Origin of the sequence: Dyadobacter sp. CY261, from assembly GCF_021440085.1 — a bacterium.
Lineage (GTDB): Bacteria > Bacteroidota > Bacteroidia > Cytophagales > Spirosomataceae > Dyadobacter.
In genome coordinates this window covers 1-22,474 of record NZ_JAKCPW010000003.1, presented here as the reverse complement: position 1 = coordinate 22,474, position 22,474 = coordinate 1, and the positions used below count along the sequence as shown (strand labels likewise).

Sequence of the window (22,474 nt, the reverse complement as noted above, 5' to 3'; positions counted from 1 at the left end):
TGTTCTTTAAATATGGTTCGCCGATGCGGGAGGAATGTCACACAGGTTTCGGCATTTTCAGAAAATTTTGTTGTGGTCCTTTTATAGATCGGTCCGAACAAGGTTAAAAATACATGTAACCGCCCGGCGAGGCGGGGAAAAGTCCGAAAACTTATCGAGTGAATGTGACCGCCGGAATCCTATCTGATATTTTTGTTGCATGACCACGGCCCCGGTATCACAGGGCGGTCACCACCAGCACAGCCAGGCTATCCCGGATTGCGGCCAGGAATTTTTTTCATCAGGCTGTGTGACATCAATCGGTTTTTACGAATACTCTACGTAGGCTACAAAAATCAAGTTGCCTGGTAACGGGCGACGGATAATAATCTAGATTAAACAATTATGGGATCAGAAAATCCATTTGATCGTTACAGGAAAGACCCAAAACTGCTTTTCCGGGACTTGCACAGCAAGGATCAGAACCGGAGGTCATCTTCCCGAATTTTTATGTTGAAACAAATTGACCAAAGGGCCGAGCTGGAATTTGGCAAGGATGTCGCGGAGGTCTCCGAGCGAGGAAAACTGAATAAGGATACTCTTGCAGCTTTCCTGGTCGACACCGCGTCAGGTATTGAACCCAGGCACCTTTCAGACCACGCTGCGTTGATGGACTATGTCAACTTGCTTTATTTAAGGCACGAGTACAAAAAGTTCATTTACTACATGTCCGTTGACCGCTTTTTGAACGAGCTGGGCGCCGACAACAGGCTGGCCTGGAAGATATTCGACGAGCTTACCAATTCTCTGGTCATTAGATCTGCGGGTGTCAAGGATATCAAAGACCTGGATAGCCGGCAAGACGTAATCCAGAAAGCACGAATTTCATTCAGAGAACGAATCGTTGCGGGAACAATTGACCGGCAAAGAATCGGAAATTCGATGTCCAGCCTGCTACGTTACTATAAGGGAATCGCTTACAACAAAGCGATGGATTATTTTCGTGAGCTGGAAAAAAGCAACCTCGGCTCACTTGACGATTTGAAAGGGAAGAAGGGAAACATAGAGGAGGACGACGATGAGGACGATAAGTGGGTGCCTGATCTAATTTCGGAGGACCAGAACGAAGACGAGGACCCGATGGCTGCCCTTAAAGATTGTATCGAGCGCCTCGGGCAGGAAAATGGAAGGTATAGGCAAGTGTTCGTTTGGAGATTGATTGATCAAAAATCCCTTGAGGAAATCGGCGAAATGCTGGGTATCAACAAAAGCAACACCACCACGATTTGCAGCAGGGCAATGATGAGAATAAGGAATTGTATGGAATTAAAAGGATTGTAATTGATACGCTATGAAAAAGATTAATGAGGAAGAATATCGCCGCATATTGGCCTATCTGGGGAATGAGATGAGCGAGCAGGAAGCGGATGAATATCGAAAGCTGATCAAGCAGGACATCGATTTGTTCGACGAAGTCGAAGAAGTGAAAGCGACCATCAAAGCGGCACAGAAATTACATTATCTCAAAGAACTCGACGAGCTGGAGCATTTCGAAATGCCCGAGCCCGAGAAAAAGGAGGAAGATGTTAAAGAACGCCCGCTCTGGACGGAACGGCAATGGTTGCTCGCTGCGGCGGTGGTTGCGGTGGCAGTCGGGGTAGGCATTTTGTTTTGGCTCAACAACGGAGAGAAGCCGGGGATTGACAATGCGATCTCCAATGCGGGCGATACATTGCAAACACCAACAAAGGATAAGGCTACATTAGTGGTCCCCGAGGCCCGGGACGCGGCGGAGTACTATATTTCGCAAGGACTTGACTTGAAGAATGTACCGTCGCGGTTTGCCGGAGATGTTACCGGGATCAATACTGCCGACGGCCTTCGCGCATCGATCGAAAAACTGAAGTCGCTGGGCCTGGGTAAAAAGACGGATACCGGTAAAGCGGAGAACCCCGACGAGATCAAGTATGGTAGCGGCGGGACGGCGGTAGATGAAAAGCAGAAAACCGCGCTGTCGGCAAGCGAAGAAAATTACAGAAAACTGCTACTGGGCATTTCGTACGTGAAAGCGGGCCGCTACAATGAAGCGGTTGTGGTGCTCGATCAGGTTAAGGAGAAATCGCTTGCGCAGGATGTGCTGTGGTATAAAGGGTTGAGTTATATTCAATCCGGCGAGCTGGAAAAAGGACGGAAGAGTCTGGCGCAGGTATCCGATCCAAGGTATGAGGAAGGCCGCAAAGAAATCCTGGAAAAACTCAAATGAAATCGGTCGGGCGTCCGGGATCCTTCGAATTTACGGAAGGGTTGCCGGACTCGCCCGACGGGCCATTTTTATTAGAAAGCCTGTTAAACCTCTCCCAGTATGACCGCCCAATACGCAACCCGTGTGCAGCAGGAAAATGTCAGGAAAGCATTGAGCATATTTATCGATTTTGTCAGGGACTATTTTGTAAAACTGCTCTCGGCCGAATATGGGGGAGAAAATTGGGCTGGAAAATATAGAAATATACTGACACACGAGCAGCGACCGAATTGGGATGCAGAGATAGCAGAGGGCCATGACCCCAGGAACCTGATCGACTACCCGCATTTTTCTTCTTTTTGTTACGAGTATAGAAATCTATTAAAACGTGATTTCGGGCGGGCGGCCGGCGACTGGACCAACAATTTTAAAAAGATTTATACCTTACGTAACAGCCTAAGCCACTACCGGAGTGATATCGATGTCGATTTGATCGTTCAATTCTGGATTTATGTACGCGCCTTCGCCCGGTGCACCAACAGCGTAGATTTGTACAACCTGATGCTCGATCTGGAACATGCACCGGCAGAGCAAGCGTCGGAGGGAGCTGGTAATGCGGATAGGCAGTCGAAACCGCTCCAGGAAATTTCGATGCCTAAGATCGTGTTTCCCAACGCCCATTTTTTTCTGCCCATACTCGTACGCGGCAAAAGCCTTCATATGGTGCAGCTATGCCCGGAAAATGAGGCGGGAAGTGGTTACATCAGGAACTTCAATTTTGAGCAAAACATCGAAAACATACATTTGTTCAGTCTGGTAGGTGGGGCTTGTCAGGGGCATACCACGGCATCGGGGCATCAGACGGTGGGGATCGAATCGGCGCAGGTGACTGACAATAGCCTGGTAGTGTCACTGCGGATTGTCGACGAAGTCGGGCTGTTTGCCGCCGAGTTGTCGCCGGGCGTCACGGTGAAGCTGGATGCAAGCGGAAAGAACCAAACGATGCTCACTTCGAGAAACGTCGTGGTTGATCACATTGTATTCCGGCTGCAAAAAGGCGAGAGCGTGTTTTTGGGAAAAATCAAAACGGCTTTCGCGCCTACCACGCAAATCTACGACCTAGCCCTGGACTTCGGTTCGGAGGCAAGCCAGGTAGTGGTGCACCCGCGTGCGGAAGATCGGTCGATGAATAGAAAGGAATTGCTTCAACTGGTGTGGGAGAACTTTTACCCCGGGCTGGTGCCGCCTTTCCACCAGCAGGATGCGGACAAAGAACTTTTCCGCTCGCAGCTCTTTGTAAAAAAGGAAGATGCTGTGATGGAAAAGTACGGTAAGCCCAACCAGGCCGACGGCGCGGATGTGATCACGATATTGACCACCAAAGATAAGATCGACGAGCTGAAAAGGACGCACGCGCTTGTTACCAACTCGAAACTGGCGCATCTGGGTGCTTACAATTTCCGGATCAAATATCGCGACAGGAAATCAAACCCCTACCGGGCTGAGGAAAGCGAATTTGGAAGCATTGCATTGGATGTCCAGCAAATGGCGATCAACCATTTTCTCCACGCGCTGCTATCGAATATACACGCACAGAAAAATGATGAGAACAAGCTGTATGTCAACATCAAATTGTTGATTCCCAATATTTTGGAGCAGGCTTTGCTCAGCAGGCTTATTAACCTCACCTACCAGTTTTTCGACCAGCCTGAGGTAATTAAAACCTATAACATCGGTGGGGCGGAGGTGGGCACCCTCTCCGAGAGCGACGCTTCCTTCCTCGGTTACTGGACCGTGCCCGATGTGCCTCAGAATAATGCCAACTATCTCATCGTGGATGTCGGAAAGGGAACGACTGATTTTTCCATTATCAAAAGCGACAACGAGTATAATCTCAGCTCAGAATTCCGGTCAGGTTTCGTGGGTGCGGGGAATGTGATTTCCTATGCTTTTATCGAGACGATCGTGGTCGCGGTTTTGGGAGGAGAGACAGCCTCCTGGGATGAGCGAAAGAAACTCCTGAATATTATCGCTTCCGAGCAAACGGACATTGCTGCCAAGTATAATTTTCTTGAAATAATAGAGCATTTCAAGCATAATTTTGAGGGTGAAAGCAGTAAGGCTGCCAAGCTGTCGGAGCTGATCCCGGCAAATGTTGTCAGTGAGGTCAAGACACTACTGGCAGAAAATATTAGCGAGTCCAGTGTGCTTTCGGTTATTGTCGACGCTCTGAATGTGATTTTGAAATCGCAGGAGACGATCCGGGACGACTTCGGATTTATCCACAATGCAGTCAAAAAACTGGTCAGGAAACTGAAAGGCCAGGTAATCGTATCAGATCCCGAAAACGTAGGAAAGGACTTGGGCAAGATCAGCAAAATCGTCCTGACCGGCCGGGGGTTTTTGTTCCGCATGCTGGTGGACGAGGTACGGCAGGAAATGGGCAGGGATGCGAAGGGAAACAACAGGATCGTGATCCAGGATATCAAGGAAATTTCTCTCAACCAGCTTAAAAAAATCTGCCTGAGCGGCGCATTCAGCAACCGGAAGGTAAGTTTTGACGCGAATATTGTGGGCCTTCCCGGCCTGCACACGCTTACCGAAGTGAACACCGCGAAAGGGCCGGATACTTACACCAAGATCGAGAAAGGATACGGCAAGCCCGCACATTTGAAAACCACCTGGTTTGAGGATACTTTCCATGCCTGGATCAAGGATGATTTCGTGTATGACGATATCGATGAGCCGGTTGCTGTTGCAACTCCGACGCAGCCCGAGATCCTGCGCTTCTTTGCCAAAGGGACGAAGTTTGCCGCCCCATATAATCCCAATATCCACTCGGTGCATATCAGCGGGATCAAATACCATTGCGAGGGCCTGGATTTGGGGGAAGCTATCGACCTGATTTTTGATGGTGAGCAGTTTTGGCTCAGAACGGAAACCGGCCTTAAAACGATTGCATATCCGCGTGAGTTTATGCGCAACAGCTCAATGGTGTGGCAGACGCTCTTCCCGTTCTTCGGTTCGGCGGCAGGCTGTCATATGCCTATCGACAATTCGCTGCCCGATAGTTTTTCAGAAATTTAGAAGCATCGTTCAGACATGAGAAAAAGATATTTGGGGGCAATCCTGGTCGCCGTCGCGTCACTTTTAGGAATTGTCGTTTCCTTGAAACAGATGTCGGTGAACGAAAAACAGTTGCGGCTTGCCAACCTTTCAGAAACGGTACTGGCCTCCGCTGGAAAAGGCGACACAACCTGGCTGATCCTGCCAAGAGAGAAAAAGAGGGTCATTCTGCTAAGGGCCGACACGAGTGCATTGAAGGATTTTTTGACCGGGGAGAAATATCTCGATTACCGGGTGATACGTACAGGCGGAGAATGGGCTTACACTTTAAAAGGCAACTGGAAAAACCGGTTGCGTTATCTGCTGGGCGATCCGATGGTCTTAGATACTGCCGCGCAATGGATGGGTGTCAGGAAAAAACTCGGTTCGTTTCTGGATATTGATAGCGAGGCGGCCGTTGGCGCAGCAAATGCGGATACGGTGCTGGTAAAGCAGTTTTTGGCAGGTATTACAGCACTGGCCGCCGTAAAACGATCGACGTATGTGTTGGATCGTTCATTATATGCGGAGCGGGTCCGGGTAATGCAGGCGGACAAGCTCGGTGATTCATTATTTATCAGGGACGGCTCCAACAGGATGTTGGGTTGGGCGGGGATTCTGGGCGCGCTCTTTGCCGGGGCGGCGGGAGTTGCCGGTTGGCTGTTGAAACCTTCGGCAACAACTGTCTCCGAGGCTCCCGCGGCACAAATGCGCGTTGCGGCCGTTCCTGTGGCTGAGGCAGAAAGCCCTTCGCCGCCGGCCGAAACCAGTAATGCTGGTTTTGAGAGGCAAGTAATTGAATATGAAATGGTTGTCAGGTATGCGCGGAAGTTTTACGGGAAATACGGGCATCTGTTTGAGGATTTGCAACGAAGGTCCGGCCCGGTCGACGAGGAATTTAGAAAGAGCATTCTTCGCCAGTTGGCCGAAATGGCCGTTCACGCCCACACCTTCTCTTTTTACGGGGTTATGGACAAATACGACCGCCTGAACGAAAGTCCCAATGCCCGCTTACTGTTCGAAGGCAAGCGACCCGGTGAGCTGCCGCCGGATCAACTGAAACTATTCACTTTTGACGCCTATAAAACCGATCGCAAGTTCAGGCTGCTTTTCGAAGTGCTTAAGGGTGCACATCTCAACGGGCTGGACGCGTTGCTCGAAGATCAGGTTTATGTTCCTGATGAGTTGTGGTAAAATTTTCAGGGCACTTGTTGTGACATCCGCGACCGGATAGAGAACATTAGTTAAAAAGAAACCAAAGTGAAGCACAATATGAACATCCAATTTCTTGCACGCCACCGCACTACGCTGGGAATTGCAGTAATAGTTGTCCTGCTTTTTTCCTTTATCAGCCTGGCGGTTTTTGCTGTGCTTTGCCTGGCATTGGTCGTCCGCCTCGCACTGGTAGATTACCCGGCGGAAGCAGCGGGCACTTATGAGCAGAAAAGCCGGCTGATGGTGCAGAAGATCACATACTATGCAAGTGTCGGTCTGGTTTGTGTGGCCGGTATTTTCACGATTGCCAATTATGTGGCCGCTCCTTCACGGATTTACAAGAATGCTGACCATCATGTAATAGAGCATCTTGGCTACACTTTTGAGGAAACAATGCGGCTCGTCGATGAGGGTGCGCCGCAAAGCGCACTGTGGGAATCTGGAAAAGGGGAACTTGAACTGGTTTCCGAGCCGGGTATGAAGCGTTTTTTGCTGAACGGGAAAAAATTCTACGAGCCTTTGTTTGTGAGGGAAAACGATGCATATGTGTTGGCAAACAGGCAATTTGCCCGGCATTTCGATAGCACTTTTACAGTAGAGTTTTCAAAAGGGAGGAAAGTAATGATGTCGGTTAGCCGGATGAATTTCTCTGAACCAATCTATCGATACACCTATTCCAGCTCGGATAGCACCTTTGCTCCCATCAGGATCGATTTCGGCCGGGTGATCAGAACAGGTATTTCGCTGCATGATTTAATAGGCATTTCTCCGCAACGTGCAGATGAATTTGAGGAAGTGCTGGCCCTTATGGAAGGGACATTGTTGATCCGGGAAAAATACCTGTTGAGCGGTAACGACGGGCACAACAACTCGCCAATGCATCTATTCCCCTCTCGCATCTGGGCCGATTCGGTAGTATCGCTATCGGTAGACGGTCTGCCTGTTCACATCAATCGGGAATTTGCCTGCTCTATCCCTTTGGCGCAGGGCCAGTTTTTCTACGCAGGACTTAAAACAAAAAAAGCAAAAACTTACTGGTGCGATGAACGTGAGGGAGAATCGGCGTTGTACCTGACCTTTCCTGAAAGAAAATATCTCAAAAGCTCGGATAATGAAGAGGAAGCCCTGCTGTTGACTTCTTCTTCTTCCCGTGTTTCCGATACAGATTTTCCCTCTGTGTTGCTGTTCGACGGTCCGCGGTCGGAACAAAATGTGAACCATTTTACCGGAGGGGTTACCTACCGCAACGGACCGACCGGTGAGCAAATGTTGTTCAGGGTCGTCAATGAAGTGCAGGAAGGTGATATGAATGGAAATAATGCCATTCAAACCGCTGTTGCCGGTGATACTATCCGCATAGCAACTTCATCTTCGCCCGAAGGCCCCGGCCACCCGGTCGCCTGGCTACTCGCTTTCAAGGACCTGAAGTCGGAGAATGGGTTGCCCTTCTGGCTGCTGGCGGGGTATGTCGTGGGCTTTACATTGTTGGCATTTGTTTCGATCGGGCTGACGCCACTGGGAGAAGTCAGAAACTGGCTCAAATTGGAAGTTGCCGTTTCGATCACCCTGCTGGCGTTTATGGTTGTGCGAATTGTGCTGTTATGGCGCGCCACGACTTTCCTTCCGGTGGAGGATGCCACAGCGGCCGAATTTATCAAATTACGCGCGCTGAAAGAATATTTCTGGTATCAGCTATATGCCTCGCTTGCTTTCTGGGTATTGATTATTGCCTTTAAAGTCTGGGCTTTCATTTATAATCGCTGGCTGCCCGCGTATTTTATGCAGAAAAGCGAAGACAAAGAGCCTCGGCAGATATGGCTTTACGCGTTGTTCTGCTTGTACGGGCTGGTAGCCCTCAAAGGCTTCGGGCATTTTGAACGCCTGGTGTGTGTGCTGGTGCCGGTGGTAACTTACTTTCTGATCGACTTCGTATTTCAACGGCGCGAGGCAAGCAAGTTTGGGTACGCTGTTAAATCGGATCAATATGCATTTGTAAGAAAGATAAACTGGCTTGCAGCCGTCACCGCGTTTGCGGTGGGTGATGCTGGTTTTGTGATCGTTTTCATTGTTTTCTCGCTAATGTACTGGTATTTGCAAATCCAGGTTTTCCCCGATCACCGGCTTCGTTCAAACTTGCCAAAGAGCCGTTTTGCAAGAAGCTTATGGCCCTATCGCGCGTTACTGGTGGGCTGTCTTATGGTGTGCTTCATCGCGTTTTCCCCCCATATGCTGTCTTTCGTGTTCCGGAATGCGCTCTGGGCCCTGCAAGCCGTGTTAATCGTAATGATCGCATTTGTATGGACCGACAGGTTTGTATTCAGAAAATGGAAAGTAAGGATAACCGGCATGGTTGCGCTCATGATGGTGTTGGCCGTTTTTGGTGAGCAGCAATTGGTAAAACTGCTGGAAGATAAAAACCGGATGCTTTACCGGGCAGAAATACGATTCCGGACCGCCGACGAGATCATTGCTGCCGAGCGGTTCGGCCTGGGCAACGATCGCCGGCTACTGAATGCCGCTCAGAATCAATGGATAATAGATCACTTTTACAGCAAAGGGGCATTTGATCTCTACGATTATTTCAAACGCGTACCGCATTTTCAACGCGGGTCATCGTATCTGACACAGATATCGGACCTGGTATCCGTCCGGTATGTGATCGCCGAGCATTCAGAAGTAGTCCTGATCGCATTGATCCTTTTGTTTGCCTTCCTTATCCAGATCTCGGTTGGCAAGCGCGTTTTGTTCCATTCCTATACCATTTTAAGGGCACAGCTTCTTTGCTTTTTGTTTGCATTGTCGTTTACCGTCTGGCTCGCCGCTTCCGACCGCATGGTATTTGTCGGACAGGACTTTCCGATGCTCAGTCTGAACAGTTTGTTGTCGATCGGGATGGGTTTCGGGCTGCTGCTGGTGGTGATACTGGCCGGATATGGCAAGCCAACCCCCGAAGAGGCCAGCGTGCCAGCCAACACATTTGAATCGAAAGGGAGAAGAAATTTTCTTAGCCGGTTTTTGCAGCTCGTATGCCTGATCGCCGTGGGATCGTATGTTCTTGCCGGTAGCAGTGCCCAAAGCTTTAATCTCGGGCAAACGATTCATCGATTGGAGCAGTCGTTCGAGGATTTGAATGCGGTTTTTACCATTTATCAGCGCGAAACGGCCGGGCAGTCGGGTACAAAATCGGGGCAGGTTGGCATAAATGCTTTGCTGGAAGGCTTCGACGAATACCTGCGGGTCAACGAAAAGGATTTTTTTAAAGGAAAAACATTTGAGCAAAGTGCATATGAAGCATTTTTGAAAAAGCACATCCAATCCAATTCTGCCGGTCAGCTCGTTCATTTGAAAACGAACGAAGACGGGATATATGAATTTGCAGTTAATAGCTTCTTCTACAATATCAATAGCCCGGATGTCTACCAGAATGCCTGGCATGGTAATCTGGTATCGTCCTCGGTGCGAAAGGCCCTTTCGCTTGTGCCGATCGGCAACCCGGCTGCACCCATGCAATTGGATACGAATGTCCTTCTCGGCAAACTGGATGAAGTGCTATGGACGAAGCGGATGTTGGATAGCCGACAAAACCGCAATGTCAGACTGACGCTTGTTCCCGCAAGCTGGACGAAAGATTCGCTACCCCAGGTGTTACTGGGACGGACCCAGGGCGAGGAGCGTTTGACCCGAAGCACCTTCCTTGTGAAAAATGGAACGGAATTGATCTCTTCTGGGCAAACCAAACACGGCATCCGGTTGAAACCCAATGACGTAGTGCACTTCCAAGCGGCAGGGACGGACGGTGAGCCGGCCAGGACAATCTCGTTCAGGCTCAATCAGGAAAGCACAGGGTATCTGGCCAAAAATGTCTGGATCAACGGACAGCGAACCCATTACTATCCGCTGCACGAACGCTCGCTGTGGAGCTACTATTTCGCCAATCTGATTAAAAGTAGTTTTGACAAAAAGGCAGATTTGCGGGAAAAGGATGTGCTGCTTACACTGGATCCCGGACTTACAACGCATGTTTACGAGCGGGTGGAGAAGTATTTCGCGAAGGGGCCATCGGCCGCCAAACGAGGTTTTAGTCTGGTTGTGCTCGACAGCGATGGAAGCATTCGCGCCCTGAGCGAGTACAAAACCGATCCGCAAATGCGGCTGGACCCCAACCGGATGTCGGACTACCAGTCGCTTTTTGAGGATTTGTACATGCAACCCGAGCGGTTCAATGAAAGGAGTATTTTTGGAAACAAATGCCTGGTGAGGATGCCCAATGGCCCTGCATCTACCTTCAAACCCATTCTTTACGGGGCCATAACTTCGCAGTATAACCTGGGTTGGGAAAACCTGAAATTTGGCGGAATGGGCAGTTATCCGATTCGTTCCAATAAAACAAGTGACGATGTGGAGATACGGCATTTCGGGGGCCGAAGCATCAGGTTGTATGCCGGCAAGAGCACCATTGGCGAGCACGATAATATTTCCTATCTGCGGAATTCAACCAATACCTATAATTCGATGGTCGTCTACCTGGGATCTCTCACCCAGCGCCAGATCGGACAGGTCGCCAGCGGTTTGCAAAGCAAGCAGGCCAGCGATTTCCTGCTTCCTTACCAACAAGGGCGTGATTCGCTTTATGCCTTTCCGCTGATCAAATTCAATGAGCATACTTACCGGGTCGGTAAAATGCCGGATTGGGACGAGCGGGCCTCGCTTATGGGCAAGGGGCTTTCAGAAAATTTTGCAATACCGCTTAGCTTAAACGCCGAAAACGAGCCGGGCGCCACTAACCGGCGCAACCTCGCTTTCGGGCTCGACGACGCATTCATTAATCATTCACGCAGCTCCTACAAACTATGGAGCTTGCCCGAACCTTCGCATTTATACCTGGTCGACAGACGGCAAAATATCCAAAATGCCGTTCCCCAGATTGCGATGGGAGGGTATCCCATAGCGGTGACGCCCCTGAAAATGGCGGAGATGGCCCTCAACCTGTTTTCCGCCAATTCCGCCACACAAGCCAGTATTCTTGCAAATCGGCAGCAGACCGCCCCGGCGAGCTTTTCGGTAGCCAGCAACTGGGGAGGTGAGGGAAACCTGGCTTCGTTTTATGCAAATAACTTGTTTAAAGGAATGTATGAGTCGATCGAGGCGGGCACGGCGGTGTTTCTCAAAAATGCTAAAAGTGCCGGGTACACCCTGTATGCCAAAACGGGGACCATTAGCGGCGACCGGAAACGTGGTGAGTCCCGCGATAAAAACCTGATGCTCATCATCAGCCAAAATCCAATCCACGACAGAAAGTTGACCCTTGAAGACCTGCGAAGGAACAAGTTCTATGTGCTTTATTTCTCATTTTACAGCGATGCTTCGCTTGGGGGATGGAGCTATGACGCCCAGCAGACGATCCGCGACATTATCGCCGACGTCCGGCATACACAGGATTTTAAAAACTTCATGAAACAGGAAAATCACACCACAGACATCAAAATAGCTGACCAATGAAGAAGGAAATACTGCTGCTGGCGGGGTTGACCATTATCATCGTAATGGTGTATGTCGCATTGCTGTTTTCGAAAACACCGACCCCTCCAAGGGCCTATGAGCCGCCCGCTTTGAAAGCCGATTCGCTGGACGCCGACCGCCACTTTATAGATTTACGGGTCGACTCTCTGCTGGCATTTACTGGAAAGTTGAAAGCACAAAACGACGCTTCTTTTTCGTATTCCGATGAAGGCTCGGCTATCTTGGTCACCTGCGAAAACCATAGGGAAAGGGCATTTGACCGGATTTTCCTTAACGACGCCAGCCTGCACACATTTGCCGGCCTTAAAAACGCCAATCTGCGCATAGATGTCTCCAAATATAGCTTTGCGATTCCTGCGTTCACCCACAACGGGACGCGGTATGCGAAGCTGCCTGTGGAAATTGCGCAAAGTATGTTCATGTCACTTGAACCTTGATCCTGATGAACAACAATCTGACATTTGCGGTATACCGCCACACACTTCGTAATAAAGGTAACCATTTCAATTTATGGGCACAGTCGGGCATTGCTGCCGTTCGCTGTATTTCCGGAAACTATAAATCATTTTCCGATTCACTCGGAGAACCCCGGGAATTCAGCCAATCCGAATTCGGTCTGGCGTATGCCAAATGCTGTACCGACTTTCGCACCGCATACAGAAAAAGGAGCTCGGCGGAATTCGAAGGAGGCGACGAGTCCATTATCAGTACCTACGCGCAGGTAATCATCGATGATGCCGGGCGTTATTCGAGCTACGCGTATGGCGGAAGCATGGTGAACCTGATCCGGGATGGGGAGGTATCCCAGTTGATTTCGGGCGCTACAAAAGCCCGGAGCGGGGATATCGTAGCGATCAACCTGACGGGTGAGGCCAAGACCAACGACCGGTTGCAACGAGGAGATTTGGAACTAAAGGAGGGCGACTACCCGGTACTGATGCTGAGAATCGATGAAAGTCGGCCAGTCGATGAAGGGCAGATTCCGCACTCAGCTCTGCACGGCGATTCATCAACTGTGAAAAAAGCAGAAACGCAGGATAGTACTGATTCATTACCAAGCGAAACCGGGCACGATATCAATGGGCATGATACAAGGTGGAAAGGCAGAAGGGCTGGGGTTGCTGCCGGTGTAGGGGTTGTATTGGTAATGGCCTTGTTTGGCTTGCTTTACTACGGCAACCAGGGAGGTTTTTCCGCTGTATTAAAGCAAGATAAGCGTACCGATTCCATCCAAACCGGGCGGATGAGTACGACTTCTGATGGAATACGCCCGTCTCCGGCTTTTCCTCGGACAGACAGTCTGCTGGATGCCTACACGGCTGGTGGCAAGCGCGACCCGGCACTACTCGACAAGGCCCTTCAATCATTCTCGAAAGAGCGCAAGCAAAAACCGGACGAGGCGCCGGCTAAGGAAAAATATATCCGTAGCGAGCAAAGTCTGCTGATGAAGCACTTGAAATCGGAATTCGGGGAATACCTGATGAAATCCCAGATCGCATTTGACGACGGCGAGCTGAAAATGAGCGAAGGCATACTGGATGAAGCGGAAAATTTTTTCACCAGGAATTTCGCGGCTCAGCAACCTCCCAGCCCGGAAATTGTAAAAATGCGGACAGAACTTGATAACCGCAAAGCAAGGATTAGAAACTTCAAGCGGGAGGAACATTTCTGAGAATCCTTGCCCATCATTAAAAAAAATGTCCAATCTGTGTGACGAATGCCTGATTACGTGGAAGTAGAATTAAGAGCAGGTCAAAATGGCCATGAAGCAAAATTTTCCATCACTTTTAATTCTACTACAACATGTCAAAGCAAGCCAGTGTAGACCGCAGAGCATTCCTGAAACAGCTGGGCCTGGGGGCGGGAGTTCTTGTTGTGTTTCAAAATTGTGACAAGGATGAGAAAGGTCCTGTCAAAACGGAAAGTAAGTACACGTTGATGACCAACGCAGCGGATCCGCTTTTGATGACCGCGTTGTCAAACGGTGGTGAACTGGTGAAAGTATTCGGACGACGCGATACTGCTGGCGTACCACTTTCGGTGGATGCAATCACATTGGGGGACGTGGATAACGGAGGACTTTCCTATTACTACAACAACAAAACGCTCAATGCAGCCATCGCTCCAAATGGTTCCCGGTTTTCCTTTGAGTGGCTCAGTGCAACCAGAGTGATCGTCACCGCGACCACTCCCGACGGAGCTTTCCAGGTGACAACGCCCTTCAGTTTGGACAGCAATGGCAAAATTAACCAGGCCAAAACGAAAGCTGTAAATACCTCGCGCAAAAGGGGCGGGCTGCGAATGACATTCAGCCAATCTGCAAAGGCAAAGAAAGCCGATTTTTCAGCTAATGCCCGTATCGCCGGAACCGGTGAGGTGAACATTCTCACTACCTCTTGTGGAGGGAAAGCCGACGGCATTATTTCATTGCGGGTCTATGATTCCGATTTGAAAAAGCTGGACGTCATTCCAGCCGTAAGGATCGCAGAGGGGCATTATAGAGCGACAATTCCCGCCGAATCCATCCCGGAGGTCAAAAAAGGGATTATGTGCGAATATATGCCCGAATTGCTTGATATAGCCTGCACCGTTACCGCCGACGGTGCGGCTGCGCTGCCGATATGCGAGGCACTGGGCTTAGCGTTAACACTAACCGAGATTGGCGCAGTTGCGGGCATTCCCCTGATGGAAGCTTGTCCGGCAATATCAGGCGGGTTGGTTACGATCTGTGAAACTGTTGGGTTTTCGCCAACCCCAGGCGCGCCGAGTGCCAGTGAAGAGTTGTGTAACGCCATCCTTAAATACCGCCAGGAATCCAGAAGGCTGCTCCTGATCGCAGAAGCTCAGGCATACCCCAAGTCGAAGTATAATCCCTCAGTGCAAGTGGTTCCGGGCGGGCCCTATCCGGACATTGTTTTCGACCTGGGCGGCGAATTGGCCCTTGGCGCCTTATTGCTGCAACCTTCTGATCCAGGCCCGTATCAGGACTACCAGGGAACAATCGAGATCAGTTGCCTGCCGGCTGGAAGCAAAGTGGTGCTGTCGATCATCGGTACAGATAGCTATCAGGATAGCGTTGTTTACAATGTTACCTCCGATGAACCCACGGGAGAGTTTTCGTTGCATGTTCCCGGGGCCGAAACAGGCGTCCAGGATATGGTTTCTCTGGAAGTCATTCTGCCAAATGGAAAAAAAGTAGTCAGGTCAGCTTCGTTGATATTTGGCTAACGCCTTTTGGATCCGCGTAGGTTTTCAAACGGTCCGGATGCCGATAAAGGGAAAATAGTTATATTTAAAATATCTGATCTTGTGGAACTCTCCGTCGATGAACTACTTAGGTATTCTATTTCTTTATTGCTGTTTTGCCGATTGTTTCGGCCAAACGCACCGGTTCGGAAGTGCTGAATCCCAGGGTTCAAATAGCATCGGGCGAAGGGCGCCCGGCGCGGATAAACCCGTGCTCTATATGCTCAGCATTGGCATAGACAAAGATGGATTGGTTTATCCATCGAGTGATGCCAGGGAAATCTACAAAATATTTAAAACCCAAACCGGAAGTTTTTACGGAAGCGTTGAAGGAGTTTTATTGACATGCAGAAAAAATACAGCCGGTTCTTTCATTGCGGGAACTATAAAAAGCCTCACACGAAGAAATATACGGAGTAACGACGTTTTTGTACTTTTTCTGAGCTCTCACGGCACAATTTCTCACGGTGATTTCGGCTTTCATGGAAGCGATGAATTTAAGGGAGATCGCTCTTTTTTCAGATTCAGGGAAGATATCCTTCAAGAATTAAACAGGCTACATTGCAAGCGGATCGTGATGCTGGACGCATGTCACAGCGGCGCAGCAGGTGTAAAGTCCGGGGATAAGTCACTTATTGAAAGCGTAATAAATTCTGCTCCGCCGCAAATAGTGGTCCTTTCTTCCAGCAGCGAATCAGAAGAGTCTTACGAGCACGGAAAATGGAAACATGGGGCATTTACTTTTGCTGTCTTGCAGGGATTGCACGGAAAAGCGGAGCAGAATATGAAGGGAAGTCCGGGGTATGGCGTTATTTCTGTTGAGGAACTCGCCGAATATGTCAGATATACGGTACCAAAACTGGTGGAGAAAGAATACGGCAGCAAGAAGCAGACGCCCCGCCTGGTGAATGAAGTTTTGGAAGATTTCCCCATTTTTGATTACATCAATGTGACCATTCAGGAGTCGGGCATCCCATTAGAGATTTGCAATGAGCAGGAATTTGAAAATGCACGACTTCGCCCAAAAGTAGTCGTAATAGCCCATCAGGAAGACAAGAAAGGAATTGATTACGAAATGTCGCAACTGGCGAGAAAGCAAGTCGAGAGCCAGCATAAAGATATGTTTGACTATATGCCGCTCGAACAGGCTAATAGCCTATTCGGAAAAGGGAAGATTTCGGATTTGTGGGAAGATAGGCCGGTTGTCCCAGCTTCCCTTGAGGCAGAATACCTGCTGGTATTAAAAAAAGGAATTAACGATTACCGCCAGGAATTGTTTGAGGGCCATAGCTATTGGATCGTCGAACAAACGTGGGAATGCCGCCTGATTTCTGCAACAAATGGTGGCTTGCTCGATCATTACACTTTGAAAGTCAGCGGAGCGGACGCAGACAAGGAAAGTGCCGAGCAATATTCGATTCGGAATGCTATTTCTAAAATTAAAAACCTGTCGATAAATAACTAAAGACTTATGAAAGCACTTTGTTCGTTTTTAACGCTATGTTTGTCTGTTTTGCAAACATCCCTGTTCGCCCAGGACGCCTCACTGGATGCCAGATTACAACAACTTTCCGTTAACCTGGCCAACGGTATCAGGGCAAAAGGAAAAACTCGGATCGGAGTGGCCGACCTTACTGATCTGAAGGGTTATTCCATAGAGCTGGGGCGTTGGCTTGCGACGGAGATCCAGGGCAATCTAATCAATACAAATCTCACTGTCATTAACAGGGAAAGGCTGTCACAACTGTTTACCGAGCAGGAGTTGACCTCAAAGAGAATCCTGGACCCCAAATTTGCGCTGGAATTACAAAAGGCGACTACCATGGAGGTAATTGTAATAGGCAACATTACGCCTTTTGCAAAGGAAATTGCCGTGAACCTTCAGGCCGTCGATTTGCAGGGGGCCGTTGCCATTGCCAGCAGCAAAATATCGTTACCAAGAACACAGGACATTAATGATTTACTTGAAAAAGTTATTCCCAAAGGCGACGAAGTGCTACCTCATGACCCTAAAAAAAATTCGGCAGGAGAAACCAGCATGACTAAAAATGAGTGCGAACAGGGAGGAGAAGGTTTTGGGAGGTATTGCTTCACAAATACCTTTAACGAGCCCATTCTGCTTTATCAGACCCGTTCGCATGGATCAACCCGTGATGCGAACGTCCTGATTAGTCCTGGCAAAACCGGATGCGCGCCAATATTCAATTTGGTATACAATGAATTCGATGATGCAACAGTTAGCTTTAAAACAATCGGTGGATTTGTTCGAGAAGGCTATCTTGACCTCGTAGTTTCGAAGTGCAAGTCCAAACTAATGGTCTTATCGAAGGATAACCTATACCTGAAAGCGAGTAAATAAGCTTTCTTAGTTAACGTTTTTCAGGTGTGTTTTGGCCGCTTATGAACGCATGCAGTGAATGCTTAGATACGTCGTCCCGCACCGGCTCAGCTATACCGATCGTTTCTCCATGGGTAAGCGGTATTTGAATAACCCCTTAATTCCCAAAACCCAAGCTGATTTTTTGGTAAAAACTGAATTCTGCTGATCCATTTGCTTCCTTTCCATGCATATAGCTGCGGGGTGATCATGCGGACCGGGCCGCCGTGATCTTTTTCGAGCGGTTTTCCGTCGGCCGTATGCACAAGCAGCACGTCCTCTTTCAATGCTTCTTCGAGCGAGAGATTGGTGGTGTATTTATCGTAGCCGTGGCAAAGCACATGTGTTGCGGTAGATTTGGGCATCACCAATGCAGCAATATCAGCTAGCCGCACGCCAACCCAGGGCACATCCATGCGCGACCAGGTGGTAACGCAGTGGAAATCGCTGACATCGTTTGTCTGAGGTAATGCCATGAAATCCTCCCAGGAAAGCGTAACAGGGGACTCTACTTCACCGTCAATGATCAGTTTCCATTTGCTGAGCGGCACATCCGGTTTGAAGCCCAGATCCAGTACGGGCCATTTCACAGTCCTGGTTTGTCCTACCGGCAGCTTGGGCATGCCGTGGCGGTTAGGCTCGCCGTTACCCAATGGCCGGCTGTCCGAAACCGATGGCGTCTGGGCCATTTGCTGTTCGAAACGGGCTTTGAGCTTCATGCGCGCCTGGACGATCTTATCGAGCTTGTCGTTCTCTTCCATCTTCAAATGAGATTTAGGTGCTGATCCATTGCATCATTAAAGCAGTTAAATACCCTCCATAAGTTCCGATTGCGTAACCTAAAATTGCAAGCAAAACCCCTACCGGTGCCAGCGATGGGTGAAACGCGGCTGCAACCACTGAGGCCGACGCGGAGCCGCCCACATTCGCCTGGCTACCGACAGCCAAAAAGAAGAAAGGGATTTTAAGCCACTTGCAGGCGATAACAAGGATGATTCCATGAATCGAAATCCAGATCAAACCGATCGCGAACATGCCCGGGTTACCCGCAACGGCGCGCAAATCCATTTGCATGCCGATAGTCGCTACCAGCACATACAAGAAAACAGAACCGAGTCGTGATGCCCCGTAGTATTCCAGTTTGCGCACAGGGGTTAGCGAGAGCAATATGCCAATCAATGTCGCCAGGCTGATCACCCAAAAAAAGTTAGAAGTAAGGCTGTATTTTTCAAGGGAGGGAAAATGTTCAGCCAGATAGGGCGTGATAATTGCAGCCAACCCGTGCGCCACACCGGTTGCGCCGAAACCGGCCGCGGCCAGGAAAATGTAGTCGCGTAGCATTGGGTTCTGCTCATTGGCTTTCTGGTCGGAATCAAGCTGCTCTTTGACCTGCTGCACCACTCCACTATCGGCACCCAGAAATGCGTCCACGCGCGCAGCCATCCCGGCCCCGTAGATCAGCGCAGCCATCCATAGCTCGGCAATGAGCACATCGACTGCCACCATTTGTGAAAACAGCGCATCACTCGGATGAAACACTTCCCGTAAAGCGGTTTGGTTGGCTCCACCGCCGATCCAGCTGCCGGCAATCGTGGCAAGTCCGCGCCAAACGGCATCTGCCCCTTCACCCGCAACGGTTGCAGGGCTTATTGTGCCCACTATCCACAATGCGACCGGCCCGCCGATCATAATTCCGGCTGTTCCGATCAGCATTGCCGCCAGCGCCTTTGGTCCAAGCCGCGTGAGCGATTTCCAGTCCATTCCGACGGTAAATAACACCAGGCAGGCCGGAAGGAAATATTTGGAAACCACCGGGTAAAGTTGGGAGGTGGCGCCGTTGATGATGCCGAAAGAGTTTAAAAGGCCCGGAATGAAATAGCAGAGTAGCAGGGGAGGGATGATACTGTAAAACCGTTTCCAGCCAGCATGCGCAGCCGTGTAGAAAATGCCGGCAAGGATGAGCATTAAAAGACCGAGCACTACGGCGTCGTTGGTAATCATGCAGAATGACAGGTATGGACAGGTTAATGGGTAAAAATAGTTGAAAAGCGTCAGAAACGCATGTTAATATGGCGCAGGCAGGTTCTTGGGATCCTGCTCTTGTCAGAAAGTCTAACAAAACCAATCGGTAGTAGGTCTTCGGAGCATCCATTCTACCGCATTTCTATTTCAATAACGAAGGCATTTACGTGCCCTTCGATCAGTTGTTCTTTTGCCGGCGAAACGGAACAGTGCGTCGACGCCATACCAAACCGATAGTTCAAATGACCCCGTGTCCGGACCGAGGGATGACACGGGAAGGTCGTAACTGGCCTGGATAAGCATATTGCCATATGCCCATCCGGCGGTTCCGATTAGCGCATCCCGCCGGGTGTTTCCCCAGATCATCCCACGGTACCATACACCCACCACTAAGGGCGAAAAAATCAGGTTAGAGCCAGCATCCAGTTGCCGCGAGCTTCCTTGATTTCTTACCTGCATTCGCAGGGTCAGCGCGCTTTCCCGGCTCAGGTCGCTGCCGAGATTGTTGCCAAACAAAGCCGGAATGCCTATGGGGATTTTCGTGCCGAGCTGGATGTTGATCCGCTGATGGTCAATGCTGACAGGGCTATTGACGCCTATGTTGTGCCAGGCACCGCTGATCCAGTAAGACGCGTAGTCTTCATGCCTGGGCACGTATTCAAGAACGCCGCCGACTGATAAAGTAAACCGGTTTTGTTGGATGGCATTTCCGGAGAGTGGATCGGGGCTGCCCAGGAAGTCGGAAACATAGGTAAGGTCGGCCCGGTTCCATCGGTTTAATGCCCATGCGGCCTGGCCACCTCCGATCAGCCGAAGTTCCTTCTGGCCGTCAAGGTACACCAATTTCGAAAACTGGGCCGAGAGCTGATCACTCTTCAGGGCATTGCCACGTTGGTCGTGAATCACCTGAACTCCCAGGCCAAGTTGCTGATCCTCCGCATAAGTGTCGAATGAGAACGCGGCAGTTTGAAATGCGGTGCCTACGGTCGCCCACTGATTACGATAGTTGGCGATCAGACGAGGCGTTCCAGCATCGCCGGCAAGTGCCGGATTGGCATAAATGGGGTTTGCGTAAAATTGTGAAAATTGCGGTGACTGTGCCCGGACTGGACTAGATAAGGAATAAATTATGCCCGCAAAAAGTAGAATTTGTTTCATAAATATCAGCGGGCCAGGTAAATATTCCCTCGTAGTTTTCCGGATTTTTTTTGATCAATATAGAGCACATCGGCTTCGTAAACGTACATATCGGCGGGCATTTCCTTGCCACCGAAAGTCCCGTCCCAGGATTCGCCCGGTTGCTGGCTGCCGGGTTGGATGTTTTTCATTTCAAAGACAATTTCGCCCCAGCGATTGCGGATCCGCAAAAGACCGATCTTGCTGATTCCTGCCCCGAACAATGTGTAGCGATCACCGATGCCGTCGCCGTTAGGCGTAAATGCCTGTGGAATGTCCACCTGGCATTCCCGGACTACAAAAGCCGCTGAGCGTTCCGTAGAATCCATACAAACCCCGCCTTTTATTGTTACCAGTTTTACATCATATATACCTGGTTCGAAGGGGAGGGCCGGCTCCCGGGCCTCGGCAGTCCGTCCATCGCTGAAATACCATAAATAGCGGTCGGCAGCTTCGGAATGATTGAGCATCACTACCGGGCCGGGTGCGCAGAACAATGAGTCGCCTGCGAAACCAAAATCGGCTTTGGCAGGAGCAACGATAGTTACCGCAGTTTTTTAGCGATTACCTTACAGGCCTGGGTATTGCGGAATATACTCAGTGTCACCTGATAGGTTGCTGGTCGGGAATAAAGGTGTTCAGGGGAATGGTTGAGCGAGTCAATCGGACTACCATCCCCGAAATCCCATACAAATCCCAATTCCGGATGCGACAGATTGGCAAACTTTACCGGCGAGTTGTCGCAGGCCAGACCAGGGCTTTCGAAGGTCCCTGTGGGTGCCTCAGTTGTTTTGATAGTCAATTGGGTGAATCGGAACCGCAGTCCGTGTATGCTATAAGCGTCACTTTGAACTCGCTTTTGCTTTTGGCAAATGTGTGCGTTGGATTAGCGGTGGTAGCGATGGTTCCGTCGCCGAACCGCCATAACCAGCGCACGGGCTTAGGAACCGAAGCATCCTTGAATGTACAACTTCACCAGGGCATACTTCCGATTTGGAAATGGTGTACAATGCTTTCACGGTACTAGGGTATACACGAATGGCCACCGAGTCACTGTCCACTCCGCATTCGCCGGTGACTTTCAGTCTGACAATGTAGGTGCTGGCGCTGTCTTTGGCCGAAAACAGGTGAGAGACGGTGTTGTCGGCGGATGGCAGCGTGGTACCGTCGCCAAACGACCATACCGCCGTTTTTTTGTCGTGGCCCGTGGACCGATTGGAAAATAGGAGCGAAGCGGGCGTGCACCTGAGCATTGTCGAATCCACGCCGATTTCGGCACGGGTGCCTGGCCGGACAGTGATTTCCTTTACTTCGGTCTGATTTCCGCAGGCATTGTCAGCCGCTACGCTGATCTGATAGACCGAATCTTGTCTGCTCGTATTTTCAAGTATCCGGGCTGGAAGCTGGAATCCTGTGAAAACAACCTGTCCATTTACTTTCCAAACGTATTCGATGCCGGCCTGAGCATTGCCATTCATATTGACGGACACATTTGGTTAACGTAGCGTAGGTATCGACTAACTTTTTGATTTGTTGCTTGACGGGCTGAGCGTTAGCGCAGAAAGCCCCGCTCATTACCAGGAGAAAAAATA

Annotated in this window: 16 protein-coding genes and 1 pseudogene; 10 read left to right on the top strand and 7 right to left on the bottom strand. The window is 49.9% G+C overall.

The window, feature by feature from the left end:
* Positions 1 to 489: 489 nt before the first annotated feature.
* The 10 genes from LZD49_RS10000 (at position 490) to LZD49_RS09955 (ending at position 17,666) form a co-directional block, all read left to right on the top strand.
* Positions 490 to 1,320 carry an RNA polymerase sigma factor gene (locus LZD49_RS10000; RefSeq protein ID WP_234667213.1) on the top strand — a complete coding sequence of 277 codons (831 nt, stop codon included), beginning with the start codon at positions 490 to 492 and terminating at the stop codon, positions 1,318 to 1,320.
* A gap of 10 nt (positions 1,321 to 1,330) precedes the next feature.
* The gene (locus tag LZD49_RS09995) at positions 1,331 to 2,242 is read left to right on the top strand and encodes a tol-pal system YbgF family protein (protein WP_234667212.1); all 912 of its coding nucleotides are present in this window, start codon (positions 1,331 to 1,333) and stop codon (positions 2,240 to 2,242) included.
* A 99-nt stretch (positions 2,243 to 2,341) separates the two neighbouring features.
* On the top strand, positions 2,342 to 5,308 hold the full coding sequence (locus LZD49_RS09990; RefSeq protein WP_234667211.1) for a hypothetical protein: 2,967 nt from the start codon (positions 2,342 to 2,344) through the stop codon (positions 5,306 to 5,308).
* 15 nt (positions 5,309 to 5,323) lie between these two features.
* On the top strand, positions 5,324 to 6,520 hold the full coding sequence (locus LZD49_RS09985) for a hypothetical protein (protein ID WP_234667210.1): 1,197 nt from the start codon (positions 5,324 to 5,326) through the stop codon (positions 6,518 to 6,520).
* Between the two features lie 78 nt (positions 6,521 to 6,598).
* The gene (locus LZD49_RS09980; RefSeq protein WP_234667209.1) at positions 6,599 to 12,040 is read left to right on the top strand and encodes a hypothetical protein; all 5,442 of its coding nucleotides are present in this window, start codon (positions 6,599 to 6,601) and stop codon (positions 12,038 to 12,040) included.
* The gene (locus LZD49_RS09975; protein WP_234667208.1) at positions 12,037 to 12,498 is read left to right on the top strand and encodes a hypothetical protein; all 462 of its coding nucleotides are present in this window, start codon (positions 12,037 to 12,039) and stop codon (positions 12,496 to 12,498) included. The genes LZD49_RS09980 and LZD49_RS09975 overlap by 4 nt, the downstream gene beginning before the upstream one ends.
* Before the next feature lie 5 nt (positions 12,499 to 12,503).
* A complete protein-coding gene (locus tag LZD49_RS09970; RefSeq protein ID WP_234667207.1) occupies positions 12,504 to 13,733 on the top strand; it encodes a hypothetical protein in 1,230 nt (409 codons plus the stop codon).
* A gap of 131 nt (positions 13,734 to 13,864) precedes the next feature.
* Positions 13,865 to 15,289 (top strand): hypothetical protein, encoded by a 1,425-nt coding sequence (locus tag LZD49_RS09965; protein ID WP_234667206.1) that lies wholly within the window; start codon positions 13,865 to 13,867, stop codon positions 15,287 to 15,289.
* Between the two features lie 238 nt (positions 15,290 to 15,527).
* Positions 15,528 to 16,772 (top strand): caspase family protein, encoded by a 1,245-nt coding sequence (locus LZD49_RS09960; RefSeq protein ID WP_234667205.1) that lies wholly within the window; start codon positions 15,528 to 15,530, stop codon positions 16,770 to 16,772.
* Between the two features lie 6 nt (positions 16,773 to 16,778).
* Entirely contained in the window at positions 16,779 to 17,666 is an 888-nt protein-coding gene (locus tag LZD49_RS09955; RefSeq protein ID WP_234667204.1) for a CsgG/HfaB family protein, read from the top strand.
* 86 nt (positions 17,667 to 17,752) lie between these two features.
* Here the strand turns inward: LZD49_RS09955 and LZD49_RS09950 are convergent, their stop codons facing one another.
* The 7 genes and pseudogenes from LZD49_RS09950 to LZD49_RS36035 all read right to left on the bottom strand — a co-directional run.
* Positions 17,753 to 18,445 carry a molybdopterin-dependent oxidoreductase gene (locus tag LZD49_RS09950; protein WP_234667203.1) on the bottom strand — a complete coding sequence of 231 codons (693 nt, stop codon included), beginning with the start codon at positions 18,443 to 18,445 and terminating at the stop codon, positions 17,753 to 17,755.
* 13 nt (positions 18,446 to 18,458) lie between these two features.
* Positions 18,459 to 19,685: a DUF819 domain-containing protein gene (locus LZD49_RS09945; protein WP_234667202.1), complete on the bottom strand. Its 1,227-nt coding sequence runs from the start codon at positions 19,683 to 19,685 to the stop codon at positions 18,459 to 18,461.
* Between the two features lie 168 nt (positions 19,686 to 19,853).
* Positions 19,854 to 20,864, bottom strand: a complete 1,011-nt coding sequence (locus tag LZD49_RS09940; RefSeq protein WP_234667201.1) for a PorP/SprF family type IX secretion system membrane protein — start codon at positions 20,862 to 20,864, stop codon at positions 19,854 to 19,856.
* A 5-nt stretch (positions 20,865 to 20,869) separates the two neighbouring features.
* On the bottom strand, positions 20,870 to 21,352 hold the full coding sequence (locus LZD49_RS09935) for a T9SS type B sorting domain-containing protein (RefSeq protein WP_234667200.1): 483 nt from the start codon (positions 21,350 to 21,352) through the stop codon (positions 20,870 to 20,872).
* A 74-nt stretch (positions 21,353 to 21,426) separates the two neighbouring features.
* Positions 21,427 to 21,684, bottom strand: coding sequence for a PKD domain-containing protein (locus tag LZD49_RS09930; protein WP_234667199.1), 258 nt, complete (start codon positions 21,682 to 21,684; stop codon positions 21,427 to 21,429).
* Positions 21,681 to 21,818 (bottom strand): PKD domain-containing protein, encoded by a 138-nt coding sequence (locus tag LZD49_RS36040; protein WP_409021311.1) that lies wholly within the window; start codon positions 21,816 to 21,818, stop codon positions 21,681 to 21,683. Before LZD49_RS36040 ends, LZD49_RS09930 begins: the two co-directional genes overlap by 4 nt.
* Before the next feature lie 278 nt (positions 21,819 to 22,096).
* Positions 22,097 to 22,360: pseudogene (locus tag LZD49_RS36035) on the bottom strand (hypothetical protein); the annotation flags it as partial.
* Positions 22,361 to 22,474: the final 114 nt, after the last annotated feature.